Annotated in this window: 14 protein-coding genes; 7 read left to right on the top strand and 7 right to left on the bottom strand. The window is 72.9% G+C overall.

Going from position 1 to position 14,152, the window contains the following annotated elements:
* Window positions 1-6 precede the first annotated feature (6 nt).
* From R4Z63_RS06775 to R4Z63_RS06765, 3 genes are all read right to left on the bottom strand, one after another.
* Entirely contained in the window at window positions 7-687 is a 681-nt protein-coding gene (locus tag R4Z63_RS06775; RefSeq protein WP_384456472.1) for a nucleotidyltransferase domain-containing protein, read from the bottom strand.
* 79 nt (window positions 688-766) lie between these two features.
* Complete coding sequence (locus tag R4Z63_RS06770; RefSeq protein WP_037925645.1) at window positions 767-1,252, bottom strand: Rieske (2Fe-2S) protein; 486 nt, start codon at window positions 1,250-1,252, stop codon at window positions 767-769.
* 83 nt (window positions 1,253-1,335) lie between these two features.
* Entirely contained in the window at window positions 1,336-1,677 is a 342-nt protein-coding gene (locus R4Z63_RS06765; RefSeq protein ID WP_384456469.1) for a DUF952 domain-containing protein, read from the bottom strand.
* Window positions 1,678-1,806: 129 nt separating this feature from the next.
* On the opposite strand from R4Z63_RS06765, the gene R4Z63_RS06760 reads away from it, so the two are divergent.
* From R4Z63_RS06760 to der, 4 genes are all read left to right on the top strand, one after another.
* Window positions 1,807-2,895 carry a prephenate dehydrogenase gene (locus R4Z63_RS06760; RefSeq protein WP_384446894.1) on the top strand — a complete coding sequence of 363 codons (1,089 nt, stop codon included), beginning with the start codon at window positions 1,807-1,809 and terminating at the stop codon, window positions 2,893-2,895.
* A gap of 173 nt (window positions 2,896-3,068) precedes the next feature.
* Window positions 3,069-3,776 (top strand): (d)CMP kinase, encoded by a 708-nt coding sequence (cmk, locus tag R4Z63_RS06755; RefSeq protein ID WP_037925648.1) that lies wholly within the window; start codon window positions 3,069-3,071, stop codon window positions 3,774-3,776.
* Window positions 3,731-4,420, top strand: coding sequence for a lysophospholipid acyltransferase family protein (locus R4Z63_RS06750; RefSeq protein WP_078556842.1), 690 nt, complete (start codon window positions 3,731-3,733; stop codon window positions 4,418-4,420). Before cmk ends, R4Z63_RS06750 begins: the two co-directional genes overlap by 46 nt.
* Window positions 4,421-4,495: 75 nt before the next feature.
* Window positions 4,496-5,959 (top strand): ribosome biogenesis GTPase Der, encoded by a 1,464-nt coding sequence (gene der / locus R4Z63_RS06745; RefSeq protein WP_037925650.1) that lies wholly within the window; start codon window positions 4,496-4,498, stop codon window positions 5,957-5,959.
* A 13-nt stretch (window positions 5,960-5,972) separates the two neighbouring features.
* Here the strand turns inward: der and R4Z63_RS06740 are convergent, their stop codons facing one another.
* Entirely contained in the window at window positions 5,973-6,347 is a 375-nt protein-coding gene (locus R4Z63_RS06740; protein WP_063890635.1) for a hypothetical protein, read from the bottom strand.
* Between the two features lie 212 nt (window positions 6,348-6,559).
* Window positions 6,560-7,372 (bottom strand): DUF8842 C-terminal domain-containing protein, encoded by an 813-nt coding sequence (locus R4Z63_RS06735; protein WP_384446897.1) that lies wholly within the window; start codon window positions 7,370-7,372, stop codon window positions 6,560-6,562.
* Between the two features lie 294 nt (window positions 7,373-7,666).
* On the opposite strand from R4Z63_RS06735, the gene R4Z63_RS06730 reads away from it, so the two are divergent.
* Window positions 7,667-8,404: a LysM peptidoglycan-binding domain-containing protein gene (locus R4Z63_RS06730; RefSeq protein WP_491522522.1), complete on the top strand. Its 738-nt coding sequence runs from the start codon at window positions 7,667-7,669 to the stop codon at window positions 8,402-8,404.
* Between the two features lie 31 nt (window positions 8,405-8,435).
* The gene (locus R4Z63_RS06725) at window positions 8,436-9,425 is read left to right on the top strand and encodes a helix-turn-helix transcriptional regulator (protein WP_037925653.1); all 990 of its coding nucleotides are present in this window, start codon (window positions 8,436-8,438) and stop codon (window positions 9,423-9,425) included.
* A 274-nt stretch (window positions 9,426-9,699) separates the two neighbouring features.
* Here the strand turns inward: R4Z63_RS06725 and R4Z63_RS06720 are convergent, their stop codons facing one another.
* The gene (locus R4Z63_RS06720) at window positions 9,700-10,770 is read right to left on the bottom strand and encodes a phosphatase PAP2 family protein (protein WP_037925654.1); all 1,071 of its coding nucleotides are present in this window, start codon (window positions 10,768-10,770) and stop codon (window positions 9,700-9,702) included.
* Between the two features lie 240 nt (window positions 10,771-11,010).
* Window positions 11,011-12,126, bottom strand: a complete 1,116-nt coding sequence (locus R4Z63_RS06715) for a glycosyltransferase family 39 protein (protein WP_052031144.1) — start codon at window positions 12,124-12,126, stop codon at window positions 11,011-11,013.
* A 282-nt stretch (window positions 12,127-12,408) separates the two neighbouring features.
* Between R4Z63_RS06715 and R4Z63_RS06710 the strand changes: the two genes are divergently transcribed.
* Window positions 12,409-14,064, top strand: coding sequence for an MFS transporter (locus R4Z63_RS06710; RefSeq protein WP_384446902.1), 1,656 nt, complete (start codon window positions 12,409-12,411; stop codon window positions 14,062-14,064).
* Window positions 14,065-14,152: the final 88 nt, after the last annotated feature.

The following is a 14,152-nucleotide window of genomic DNA, read 5'->3' as shown; positions in this document are numbered from 1 at the left end:
CGGACCCTACCCGGCTGACGCGCGCCGGGCGCGGGCGAGGAAGTCCTCCACCCGGGCGCGATCCGGTGCCTCGGGCAGGGGGCTGCCGGCCAGGGCGTCCTCCGTCTCCTCCTGCAGGCGGGTCATCCAGGTGTCGGCCTCGTCCCAGGTGAGTTCACCGCGGCGGACGGCGAGCAGGCGGTCGCGGTACGGGCCCGCGTCGATGCTCAGGAGGCCGGTGCGCAGCAGGTCGCGGCAGGACAGCAGCAGGCGCAGCAGGTGCATGGCGTGCTTCCAGCGCGGTGCGCCGTGGAGGCGGACGTCCGCCAGGAGCTTGCCGTGCTGGGAGGCCGCGTACCGGCTGAAGCTGGTGTGGACCCGGCGGGAGAGGAAGGCCCCGCGCAGGGCGAGCAGCTCCCGGCCGACCGGGTCGACGTGCTCCACCAGCGGCGAGTGCAGGCACTCCAGGATGTTCGGGTTGGCCCGCAGGCCGAGTTCGCAGAAGCGTTCGAGCTCCCAGGAGAACTCCTCCTCCCGGGGCCCCTCGACGTGCGTGGGGGGCTTCTCGAACCGCCAGAACAGCGGTGTCGGGGCGAGGTAGACACCACGCCGGTCCGTGTCGCTGGTCTCCGTGGCCAGCCCGAACGCCCGGGATCCCATCACGCACCGGTAGATCGTGTGGTCGCGTACCAGCGTCAGATCGTCCATCCCGGGAGCCTACGACGGGGCACACCCGCCCTGCCGGACAGTTTTCACCGGCCGGCAGGGCTTGGGGGGTGCCGCGCGGCTACGCGAGCGTGATGTTGCCGTCCGCCGCGACGGTGATCTTCTTCTCGGCCAGCCCCTTGGTGGCCGGTCCCTTGACCACCGAGCCGTCCGTGACCTTGAACTCGCTGCCGTGGCAGGGGCAGTCGATGGTGCCGTCGGCCACCTTGTTCACCAGGCAGCCCTGGTGGGGGCAGACGGCGGTGAAGCAGCGGTAGGAGCCCGCCGTGGGCTGCGTCACCACGACCTTCTCGCCCTGGATGACCTTGCCGCCGCCCACCGGCACGTCCGCTGCCTTGGCGATGGCCTTGCCGCCGCCGGCGCCGCCGGTCGCGGACGCGTCGGCGGGGGCGGAGCCCGCGGGCGGGGTGGCGGCGTTGGGCTCGCCCGACGAGGCCTGCCCGCCGTCACCGCCGCCGCTGCCGCATGCGGTGAGCGCACCGCCGGCCAGTGCGGCCGCACCGGCCACCAGTACCTTGCGCCGGGCGGTCTGCGTCAGGTCGCTCATCAGTCTCTCCTCGCTGTGCGGCTGGTTCGGCGTGCAGCATCCTGGCCCGCGGCCGGCCTCAGGTGAAGCCTGCCGCGCCCGTTTCACGAGTCCCGCTGCCACGGTGCCAGTGAGACGGGTGTGCCAGGTGTGCGTACGACCTCCCACACGTGGACGACGGCGTCCCGGTTCAGCGGTCCGAAAACATGTGGGAAACGATCACCGGATTCACCCTCCCGGCGGACCTCCGCGGTCAGCGCGTCCTCGTCGAGCTCGACCGCGAGCAGGGTCCCCGGCTGTTCCCGGTAGTGCCTCTCGGCGATACCGAGCGCCGTCGCGCGGTCCGCCGAACAGTGCACGAACCCGGCGGAGTCGAGTGAGGGCGGGGAGTAGGGGCGCCCGGGGGCGGCGGTCCAGTCGGCGAGCGGGACGATGTGGAAGATCATGGGGTTCGTTCTACCGCAGCGGCCGCGGGTCCGGCCGCCGTCCCACAAGGCGGGCGGCCGGACCCGCGCGGCGTACCGTCTGGCTACCCTGAGTCAGAACCTGTCGTCACGCACCCCGTGGAGCGCCCCGTGAGAACCGCCGTCGTCATCGGAACCGGACTGATCGGCACCTCCGCGGCGCTCGCGCTGACAGCCCGCGGGGTCACCGTGCACCTCGCCGACCACGATCCGGACCGGGCCCGCACCGCCGCCGCCCTCGGGGCCGGCACCGACGAGCCCGCGCAGGAGCAGGTCGACCTCGCGATCGTCGCCGTACCGCCGGCCCACGTCGCCGCGACCCTGGCCGACCTCATAGGGCGCGGCGCGGCGCGGGCCTACGTCGACGTGGCCAGCGTCAAGGGCGGGCCGCGGCGCGAACTGGCCGCGCTCGGCGTGGACGCCACCGCGTACATCGGCACGCACCCGATGGCGGGCAAGGAGCAGTCGGGGCCGCTCGCCGCGACGGCGGACCTCTTCGAAGGCCGCCCCTGGGTGCTCACCCCGACCCGTGAGACCGACCACGAGGTGCTCAACCTCGCCCTGGAACTCGTCGCGCTGTCCCGGGCCGTACCGGTGGTGATGGACGCGGACGCCCATGACCGGGCCGTCGCGCTCGTCTCGCACACCCCCCAGCTCGTCTCCAGCATGGTCGCGGCCCGGTTGGAGGAGGCCGACGAGACGGCGGTACGGCTGTGCGGTCAGGGCATCCGCGACGTGACCCGCATCGCGGCCTCCGACCCGCGGATGTGGGTGGAGATCCTGTCGGCCAATCCGGGACCGGTCGCCGACGTCCTCGCCGGGATCGCCGCCGACCTGGAGGAGACCGTCGACGCCCTGCGCAGCCTCCAGTCCGCTGATGTGGACAAGCGCCGCGGCGGCGCCGCTGGCATCGAGGACGTGCTGCGTCGCGGGAACGCGGGCCGCGTACGGGTCCCGGGCAAGCACGGAGCGGCGCCCACCGTCTACGAGACCGTGGCCGTGCTGATCAGCGACCAGCCGGGCGAGCTGGCGAGGATCTTCGCCGACGCCGGCCGCGCGGGCGTCAACATCGAGGACGTGCGGATCGAGCACGCGACGGGCCAGCAGGCCGGCCTCGTCCAACTCATGGTCGAGCCGAGGTCCGCCGCCGTCCTCACGGCCGAGCTGCGGGAACGGGGCTGGGCCCTGCGCACCTCCTGAGTCCCGGGGGCCGGGAAGGCACGGGCGGGGCGGGGTGCGCAGGGGGTCTCATGGCGGCCGGGGCGGGTGAGCCCGGACTGACCGGCACGACACTCCCTGGGGCCCGGTAACCTTGCAGAGGGGCGCTTTGCCGCGCCCTGACACGCACGCGCAACCAGGAAGGTGCCCGCACCGTGGAAACCGCAGCTCCGTCCGCCGTGATCGTCGCCATCGACGGTCCCTCCGGCACGGGCAAGTCCAGCACCTCCAAGGCCGTGGCCGCCAAGCTCGGGCTGCGCTACCTGGACACCGGTGCCCAGTACCGGGCCATCACCTGGTGGATGATCTCCAACGGGGTCGACACCGACGACGCGCAGGCCGTGGCGGTCGCCGCCGGCAAGCCCTCCATCGTGTCCGGCACCGACCCGGCCGCCCCCACCATCACGGTGGACGGCCTGGACGCCGCCGGTCCCATCCGGACCCAGGAGGTCACCTCCCGGGTCAGCGCCGTCAGCGCGGTCCCCGAGGTGCGCACGCTCATCACCGAGCTCCAGCGATCCATCGCCGCCGAGGCCGCCCGCGACGCGGACGGGATCGTCGTCGAGGGCCGGGACATCGGCACCACCGTCCTGCCCGACGCCGACCTGAAGATCTTCCTGACGGCGTCCGCCGAGGCGCGGGCCGCCCGGCGCAGCGGAGAGCTCCGAGGCAAGGAGGCCGCCGACCTCGCGGCCACCAAGGCGGCGCTGATCAAGCGCGACGCCGCGGACTCCGGTCGCAAGACCTCCCCGCTGGCCAAGGCCGGCGACGCCGTCGAGGTCGACACCACCGAGCTCACGCTTGACCAGGTGATCGAGTGCGTCGTGACGCTCGTGGAAGAGAAGCGGGCGGGCCGCAAGTGAGCCGAGCGCCCTCCCTCAAGGGTGCGGCGGTCGGCAGGCGCATCGGAATCGGCCTCATGTACGGGCTGTGGAAGCCGCGCGTGCTGGGCGCCTGGAAGGTGCCCGCCTCGGGTCCCGTCATCCTCGCCGTGAATCACACGCACAACATCGACGGCCCCATGGTGATGGGCACCGCGCCCCGCCCCCTGCACTTCCTGATCAAGAAGGAAGCGTACGTGGGCCCGCTCGGCCCCTTCCTGGACGGCATCGGGCAGGTCAAGGTCGACCGCTCCGGCGCCGACCGGGCGGCGATAGGCCGCGCCCTCGCCGTGCTCGACCAGGGCGGGGCCCTCGGGATATTTCCCGAGGGCACCCGGGGCGAGGGCGACTTCGCCTCGCTGCGCGCGGGACTCGCGTACTTCGCGGTCCGCAGTGGCGCGCCTATCGTGCCCGTCGCGGTTCTCGGCAGCGCCGAGGACCGCGGCCGCCTGATCTCCGGGCTGCCGCCCTTCAAGAGCCGGGTCGACGTCGTCTTCGGCTCGGCCTTCGACGCCGGGGACGGCAGTGGCCGCCGTACCCGCACCGCACTGGACCAGGCCACCGTACGCATCCAGGACCGGCTGACCGCCCACCTGGCCGACGCCAAGCGCCTGACCGGGCGCTGAGCGAGACTTGACCTAGTAGTGGAACCGCGCTGCGCGGGCACCACCGATCACCACGAACGACGAGGAACGGACTTCATGAACGACCAGCACGACCACGGAGCGCTTGGCGATGCCGAGTACGCGGAGTTCATGGAGCTCGCCGCGGAAGAGGGCTTCGACCTCGAAGAGGTCGAAGGCGCCATCGGGGAGGCGGGTCACGGCCCGCTGCCCGTCCTCGCCGTCGTGGGCCGCCCCAACGTTGGCAAGTCGACCCTGGTGAACCGCATCATCGGCCGCCGCGAGGCGGTCGTCGAGGACAAGCCGGGCGTCACCCGCGACCGCGTCACCTACGAGGCCGAGTGGGCCGGCCGGCGCTTCAAGGTCGTCGACACCGGCGGCTGGGAGCAGGACGTTCTCGGCATCGACGCCGCCGTCGCCGCCCAGGCCGAGTACGCCATCGAGTCCGCCGATGCGGTCGTCTTCGTCGTGGACGCCAAGGTCGGCGCCACCGACAGCGACGAGGCCGTCGTCAAGCTGCTCCGCAAGGCCAAGAAGCCGGTCGTCCTGTGCGCCAACAAGGTCGACGGACAGAGCGGCGAATCCGACGCCGCCTCGCTGTGGTCGCTGGGCCTGGGCATGCCGCACCCGGTCTCCTCGCTGCACGGCCGCGGCACCGGCGACATGCTGGACGCCGTCCTCGACGTCCTGCCCGAAGCCCCCGAGCAGACCTTCGGCGGCGTCGCCCCCGGCGGCCCGCGCCGCATCGCGCTGATCGGCCGCCCCAACGTCGGCAAGTCTTCGCTGCTCAACAAGGTTGCGAAGGAGAACCGGGTCGTCGTCAACGAGCTGGCCGGCACCACCCGCGACCCGGTCGACGAACTGATCGAGCTCGGCGGCGTCACCTGGAAGTTCGTCGACACCGCCGGTATCCGCAAGAAGGTCCACCTCCAGCAGGGCGCCGACTACTACGCCTCGCTGCGCACCGCCGCGGCCGTCGAGAAGGCGGAGGTGGCGGTCATCCTGATCGACACCACCGAGACCATCAGCGTCCAGGACCAGCGCATCATCACCATGGCCGTCGAGGCCGGCCGTGCGATCGTCATCGCCTACAACAAGTGGGACGAGCTCGACGAGGAGCGCCGCTACTACCTCGAGCGCGAGATCGAGACCGAGATGCAGCAGGTCTCCTGGGCGCCGCGGGTCAACGTCTCGGCGCTCACCGGCCGGCACATGGAGAAGCTGGTCCCGGCGATCGAGACCGCCCTCGCGGGCTGGGAGACGCGCGTGCCCACCGGTCGGCTGAACGCCTTCCTCGGTGAGGTCGTCGCCGCCCACCCGCACCCGATCCGCGGCGGCAAGCAGCCCCGCATCCTGTTCGGTACCCAGGCGGGGAGCAAGCCGCCGCGGTTCGTCCTCTTCGCCTCCGGCTTCCTGGAGCACGGCTACCGGCGCTTCATCGAGCGCCGCCTGCGCGAGGAGTTCGGCTTCGAGGGCACCCCGATCCACATCTCGGTGCGGGTGCGCGAGAAGCGCGGCGCCCAGTACAAGAAGAAGAAGTAGCCGCGGTCCGGGGTCAGTAGCCCCGGCGCGGAGCGGGCGGCAGGGCCGCCGGGAGGTGTGTCATCCCGGTCTGGTGCTGCCGCCCGTCCGCGTATCCGAGGCCGCCCGCGTACGAGTAGGCCGGCTGGGTCTGGGGCTGCGACGGCGCCTGCGAGCCGTGGAAGGGCTGCCATTCGGACCGCTGCCACGGTGAGGCGCTCCAGCCGCTGCCGTACGTGCCGCCGGTGTGGCCGCCCCCGTACGAGAAGGCCGTGAACCCGAGGTCCTCCTCACCCGTACGGTCGCCCGGCAGGGCCCGGAAGGCGCGCAGGTACTCCGAGTACAGCGTGTCGTAGATCGGGGTGTGCGAGACGGCCGGCGAGCTGTCCCGATCCCGTGCGGGACGCATGGCGGGGACGGTGCTCGGATAGGACGGGGCGCGGGAGGAGTCGTATGGATGCACGTATCAGCCAACGAAACCGGCGCGCTGCGGATGCGGGGTGAAGAGGCCGGAAACACAGATCGCCGGGGGTGCGCGGGACGGACCGCACACCCCCGGCGCAGGGCCGCCCGGCCCCCACACTGGGGGCCGGGCGGTCATCCACCGGTACCGGCCGGGGATCAGGCGCCGGGCGTCCCCGCCAGCGGCATCGCGGCGGCCACGAGCTTGCCCGCCGCGGCCGCCTTGTCCAGGGCGTCCCGCAGCAGGTCCTCGCGGGGCTGCTGGCCGATGGAGCCGACCGGCGCGGCGTAGATGAGCACGCGCTGGGTCTTCTGGACGGCGGTCCGCCAGCCGTCGGTGACCGACAGCGCCTGGTGCGCCTGCCACCAGGCGACCGGGCCGCCGCCCTCGGTGCCCGGCTGGAGCACGGCGTGCAACTGCCCGGCCGCGAGCAGGACCGACCAGCCGCTGAGGAGGGTCGGCAGTTCGTCCGTGTCGGTCACCGGGATGAAGCCCTGCTCGATCAGGAGCGGCAGGAAGTCGTCGCCGGGGCCGTCACTGCCCGGGCGGGCGATCGGCGCGGTCGGCTCGACGACCAGGGCCGGGTGTAGCTCGCCGCCGATCAGCATGAGGCCGCTGGTGATGCCGAGGACGGCCTGTCCGCCGGGTACGTTCTGCGGCGCGGGCGCGCCCGTGTCCGACGCGGCGGCCGGGCTGTCGCCGGTGATGCTGCGGACCGCGCCCTGGAGCTGTTCCTCGGAAACGGATACGACCTGCGAGGGGATGCAGGTGGCGTGGGCGAAGGCGAGGACGGCGGTCTCCTCACCGACGAACAGCACCGTGCTGGTGCGCTCGTTCTCGGGGTCGCCCGGAGTGCGGCAGGAGGTGCAGTCGTAACTGCGCGGCGCGTCGTCGCCGACGAGCAGCCTGTCGGCTTCTTCGTCGCCGATCTCGGCACGTACCTCATCACTGACGTCGAGCATGCGCGGCACGGGGTGGCTCCTCGGCATAGGTGCGGGTCCGGGAGGCTCCCGGCTCGCCGGGCACAACGCAGGAGCGGCGGCCGGGGTCACGCCATTTGAGGGAACGGATTCGAACCGGACGCCCGGAAGGGTGAACCGTGCGACCAGAGCTTCGGTTCTGTGTCAACTGTTGCCTGGTTGTGTGCAGTTGATAGCCGGGTGTGGCCGTTTCGGGGGGATCGAGCGGTCGGCCGACCGGGTGGGGTGGCGTGACCCGCCGCGTGGCGGTCCCGGGTACCGCGGAGGGCTGCGTAGCGTGACCCGATGCCCAGCCTCCGGATCCCCCGGGCCGCCCGCGCCGCCGCAGCCGCCGTCGTGCTCGCGTTCGTACCGCCCCCGGGGGCGGCGGAAGCGGCACCGCCACCGCCCGCGCCGGGCCCGGCCGGGGCCGCGCACCCGGGCTCGCCGGGCGTGATCGGGAGCGGGCCCGGGGACTGCGGACCGGGCGGGGAATGGCCCTGGGACTGCGTGGCCGACTGCGAGAGCGGCGGGCGGTGGGCGGTCAACACGGGCAACGGCTTCTACGGCGGGCTGCAGTTCTGGCAGCCGACCTGGGAGGAGTACGGCGGCCTGGCCTTCGCGCCGCGCGCCGACCTGGCGGACCGCGTCCAACAGATCCGGGTGGCACAGGAGGTCCTCGCCGCGCAGGGGTGGAACGCGTGGCCGGTCTGCTCGAAGCGGTACGGGCTCGCGGGGCGGATGCACACCGTGCGGAGCGGGGACACGCTCACCACGATCGCCCGCGAGCGACGGGTGAAGGGCGGCTGGCAGGCGCTGTACGAGGCCAACCGGGAGACGGTCGGACCGAAGCCGGAGTCGATCGCCGTGGGCATGCTGCTGCACCTGCCGGATCCGAAGCCGGATCCGAAGCCGGATCCGAAGCCGGACCAGAGGCCGGAGCCGAAGCCGGAGCCGGAGCCGGAGCCGGAGCCGGCAGTTCCGTCCTCGGCCGACGGCATCCCCGCTCCAGTGGGGCCGAGGCCTTCACCCACTCACGGCTGAGCGCCGCGGCACCCACTGGCAGACTCGGGGCATGCTCGAGACCTCCGCACGGCTGCTGCGTCTGCTCTCCCTGCTCCAGGCCCACCGCGCATGGACCGGCGCCGACCTCGCCGACCGCCTCGGCGTCACCGCCCGGACGGTCCGGCGCGACGTGGACCGGCTCAGGGAGCTCGGGTATCCGGTGAACGCGACTCCCGGGACCGGCGGCGGCTACCAGCTGGGGGCCGGCGCCGAACTACCGCCGCTGCTGCTGGACGACGACGAAGCCGTGGCCGTCGCGGTCGGCCTGCGGACCGCTGCGGGCAACGGGGTCGAAGGCATCGGGGAGTCCTCGGTGCGAGCCCTGGCGAAGCTGGAGCAGGTCCTGCCGTCGCGGCTGCGCCGCAGGGTGTCCGCGCTCAACGAGTTCACCGTGCCGATGCTGCGCGGGGCCCAGCACTCGACCGTGGACGCCTCGGTGCTGACCGAACTGGCCTCGGTCTGCCGGGACGCCGAGCGCCTCCGCTTCGGCTACCGGGACCATGAGGGGAGCGTCAGCCGCCGCACCGTCGAACCGCACCGGCTCGTCTGCACCGAGCGTCGCTGGTACCTGGTCGCCTGGGACCTCGACCGCGAAGCGTGGCGGACCTTCCGCGCGGACCGGATCGAGCCCAGACCGCCCCACGGGCCGCGGTTCACCCCGCGCCCGCCACCGGCCGAGGACCTCGCCGCGTATGTCTCCCACGGCGTCTCGCAGCGGGTCTACCCGGCCCGCGCGGTGGTGCGGCTGAACGTATCGCAGCAGGAGGCGGCGCGGATCGTCACGCCGAGCGACGGCGTCCTGGAACCGATCGACGCGCATGCCTGTCTGCTGCGCACGGGGGCCGTGAACCTGGACGTTCTGGTGATTCACATCATGCTGCTCGGTTGTGAGTTCGAAGTGGTCGAGCCGCCCGCCCTCACGGACCGGATGAGGGAGCTCAGAGATCTCCTGGGCAGGGCCGTGGCGGCCGGAGAAGTGACGGGAATGCAGCGGAGCTGAGGGGGATTCAGTAGCTTCGGACCAAGGGGTGCGTGGAAATGTGGTAAGGGAATTCCGTGGTTCTCGGGGGGAATTCGAATACGTCTGCGGCCCGGGCGTGTCGCGGTGCGGTAAACAATGGGCGACTGTAGATATTCTGTGACACAAGCGTGACCCGGGATGGACGAACGTCCGGGCGCGGCGCTGACGAACGCCGAAGGCGGGCCGGGTCGATGACCCGGCCCGCCTTCGCGCCGTGGGGGCGGCCGGTGCGTACCATCCCCGTCCGGGGCGGTCAGCCGCCGGCGACCGGACGGGCCGCGGTGCCCCGCGATCCGGTCCGCTCGGTGTGTGCGGGATGCGCGGGGCGGCGGCTGCCGGCCGGGGTGGCCGGGGTCCGCTCGGAACGGATCAGGTGCGGTCGGTTGACCGGGTGTACGGCAGGACGGTGCGCCGGGGAGTGTCCCGCGGTCCCGGCCCCGCCGGACGCGGTGGTCGCCGCCGGCTCGACGACGGCCCCGGTGGCGGGCTTGAGCTGCCACTTGCCGCCCGCGGAGAGCAGCGGGGTGAGCGCGGAAACCACGGGTGCGGGCATCCGCCCGGTCTCGGCCCGGCGGCGCAGGAGCTCGCGCAGGTCGAAGACGTAGGCCTCGGTCCGCGCGATGAGCGGCTCGAACCAGGGCAGGGCCAGCAGGATCAGCAGACCTGCGGACCAGCCCAGCAGGACGTCGCTGACCCAGTGCGTGCCGAGGTACACGGTGGTGGCGCCCACGCTGAGCGAGACGACCGCGGACACCACGGACAGCACCCGCCGGGTGACCACGGTGGACGCCAGATAGGCCAGGATTCCCCAGGTCACGACGGCGTTGGCGGTGTGGCCGGAAGGGAATATATCGCCGCCCGCGAAGAGTTCGGCCGAGCCGATCTCCGTGGCGTAGTGCGGGCCGAGCCGCCCGAGGCCCAGCTTCACGGACCCGACGGTGACGTTGAGCAGCAGCAGCGCGACGCCGAGGGTGATCAGCGGGCGCAGGGTGTGCTGCCGCCAGGAGCGCCAGCCGAGCCAGGCGGCGACCATGACCGCGGTGGGTCCGCGCTGGCCCAGTACGACCAGGTAGTCGAGGAAGGCGTGCAGCTGCGGCCACTGCTCGTAGGGCCGGAAGAACATGATCTGCCAGTCCAGGCGGACCAGCCAGGACGTGGTCAGCACGGCCACGACGATGGCGAGGTAGAACGCGAGGGTCGATCCCAGGAGCACGACGCGGTGCCGGCTCATCTGCGGAGTCTGCAGATGAGCCGGTCGCTCTGGTTCCCGGTCCAGCCGGGCGAAGACCCGCTCCAGACGGGTCAGGATTTGATCGGTACGCACTCAATCGACGTTACCGCGCGGGGATGGTCGGCCCGGGCGAATCTCGGGCTTTGTGATGACCATGTGATGTGGAGTTGGTCTCACGCGGGCTCTAATTCCCGTTATTCCGCCAGGGGTTGGATGCATCTCGATCCGGCGTCGGGTAATTGTTTGGGCCGCTTATTCGGGCTTTATTGCCGCAGGTCGATTACCGTGCCCGCGGACCGCCGGAAGCGTCCGCTCCGGCGGTCGGCCGGGGGCCTACGGGGGGCCCGAGCCGTTCAGCCAGAACGCTCCGTACACCGCCGAGCCGAGGGCGGCCGCGCCGAGCACCAGCACGGCCCGCCGGGTCCGCCACCGGGCGAGTGCCACCGCAGGCACCAGCATCAGCGGGAAGGCCGGCAGCAGCAGCCGCGGCTTCGAACCGAAGTACCCCGACGCGCACAACGCCAGCGCCACGACGATCCCGCAGTACACCAGCAGCGGCACCGGCTGCCGCTGCCGCACGCACGCCGCGTACAGCCACAGCACCAGCACGACCCCGGCGATCAGCCCCAGCCCGGCCGGGAAGGCGGCGGAGGCCAGCTTCGCACCGACGAAGCGGGCGAACGCCCAGCCGCCGTCGAAGCCGTTGCCCCAGCCGGCCTGCACGTCCAGGTACCCGAGCGGGCCGTCCCCGGTGCGCGCGCCCACCCACAGGACGTACCCGGCCGCGCCGGCCGGAGCCGTCAGCGCCCCGAGTGCCATCCGCCACGACCGCTCCCCCCGCCGCCGGGCCAGTGCGACGGCCACCCAGATCGCCGCCACGACCGCCGCGCCGACCGGGCGGGTGAGACCGGCCCCGGCGGCGAGCAGGCCCGCCGTCAGCCACCGGCCGCGCAGGGACCCGTACAGCGCCCATGCGGCGAGCGCGGTGAACAGCGACTCGCTGTAGGCCATCGACTGCACGATGCCGACGGGCAGCGCCGCCCAGGCGGCGACCGCGAACACCCCGGTGCGGCGGCCGTGGAGCAGGTCGGCCACCGCAAAGATCCCCCACGCCGCGGCGAACCCCGCGACCACCGACACCACCAGGCCCGCCGAGCCGTGGGAGAGCCCCGTCGCCGCCGACACCGCCCGCTCCAGCCATGGCAGCAGCGGGAAGAACGCGAGGTTGGAGTGGACATCGCCGTTGGGCAGGGCGATCTCGTAGCCGTACCCCTCGGCGGCGATGCGGGCGTACCAGAGCGAGTCCCACCGGGCGGACAGCAGCGTGTGCGGGCTGCTGCCCGCCACCGCGCTCCACACCGTGAGCACGGCCAGTCCGAGCAGCCGGACCGCCGCGAAGACGGCGAGCGCGGGCGCGGCCCGGCGAAATCCAAGATCTTCCACGGGCATGATTATCGGTGGCGTCCGACCTGGGTCGACGCCGAGAACCACGGACCGTGAGCGGACGTGTACGCGGGGGAGGGCTTCGGGTGGGGGAGTGGCGCACGCCACACGGGGGGCGCTGCCGCTATGAGAGCTTGGCCACGTATCGGGCACACGAACTCGCGTACGCTGACCGTTCACTCGCGTGTCGATGCCGGACCCCGTTGGATGCCGCACAGCGCACCGCCCCCCGCGGCTCCGCCAGACGCTGGTCCACCGAGCGCGGGGGATCACCTGGGAGGTACATGCATGGCGGGGACGAACGCGGCCACGGCCGGGACCCCTTCGCCCTGGCAGCGGCTGGGAGCGGCCTCCGGCGGTGCCAACCGCTGGGTCGTCCTGGCCGTTCTCTGCGTCAGCCTGGTCCTCGTCGCGCTCGACGCGACGATCCTGCACGTCGCGGTTCCGTCCGTCACGGAGGACCTGAGGCCCGGCCCGATCGAGCTGCTCTGGATCGTCGACGCCTACCCGCTGGTCTGCGCCTCGCTGCTGATCCTCTTCGGCACCCTCGGGGACCGGGTGGGCCGCCGCCGCATCCTCCTGCTCGGCTACGGGCTCTTCGGTGCGGCCTCCGCGACGGCGGCTCTATCCGACAACGCCCCGGTCCTCATCGCCGCGCGCGCCCTGCTCGGCATCGGCGGCGCGATGATCATGCCGGCCACCCTGTCGATCCTGCGCCAGGTCTTCCCCGACCGGCGTGAGCGGGCTCTGGCCATCGGCATCTGGACCGCCGTCGCCGCGGTCGGCGCGGCCAGTGGGCCGGTCCTGGGCGGCTTCCTCGTCGAGCACTTCTGGTGGGGCTCGGTCTTCCTCATCAACATCCCGCTGATGGCTCTGATCCTGCCCCTCGGCCGCTGGCTGCTGCCGGAATCGCGCGGCGGCGCGGACGGACCGTGGGACGTGCTCGGCGCGCTGATGGCCGCCGCCGGAGTGCTCGGCGCGGTGCTCGGGATCAAACGGCTCGGCGCGGAGCGGCACCTGCTCGACGCGGAGGCGGTGGTCCCGCTGCTGCTCGGCGCGGTGCTGCTCGTGCTGTTCGTACGGCGCCAGAAGCGGCGCGAGCACCCGCTGATCGACATGCGGATGTTCTCCCGGGCCGCCTTCTCCACCTCGGTGGCCTGCATCGTGCTCGCCATGCTCGCGCTGGTGGGCCTTGAGCTGATCGCCGTCCAGTACCTCCAGCTGGTGCTGCACCTCAGCCCGCTGGAGACCGGCCTGCGTCTGCTACCGCTGACCTTCGCGGCCATGGCCGCCGGCGCCACCGGCTCCTACACCCTGGCTCGGGTCGGGCCGCGCACCATGGTGTCGCTCGGCTTCGTGCTGACGGGCTGCGCCGTGCTGTTGCTGACGCTGATGGGCCAGCAGGACCGGCCGGTGCTGTTGACCGCCGGCTTCGTCCTGCTGGGCTTCGGACTGCAGACCACGCTCTTCGCCGCCTATGAATCGATGCTGAGCGAGGCCCCGGCCGAGACCGCGGGCGGGGCGGCCTCGATCGGCGAGACCTCCTACCAGTTGGGCGCGGGCATCGGCATCGCGCTGCTGGGCAGCGTGATGAACGCGGCGTACCGGCCCGGGCTGGCCTCGGTGCCGGGGGTCTCGGCCGCGGACTCGGCGGGCGCCGCGAACTCGCTGGGCGAGGCCTACCAGATCGCCTCGGGCCTCGGCGGTCCGGCGGGAGCCGCCCTGTACGCGGCGGCGCGGCACTCCTTCGTACACGGGCTGCACGTCACGCTGCTGGTGAGTGCGGGGCTGCTGTTCGCGGGGGCCGTGATGGCGCTGAAGCTGCCGAGGGCGATGGAGTGCGGAGCGGCCGAGGAGACCGGGGAGGGCGAGCCGGTGCGGCTGCCCGCCCAGGCGAAGGGCGAGGCACAGGCGCGGCCGGCCCCGGTCGAGCAGGCGGGCTGACGGGACCGCCCCGCCCACCGGTGCTGCGCGGCCGCCGGGTGTCGGCCCCGGGCGGCCCCCCCGCCCGAACTCCGACGGGGCTGCGAGG

The organism is Streptomyces sp. PL-29 (assembly GCF_058344425.1).
This window is presented reverse-complemented; position numbering and strand designations above follow the sequence as displayed.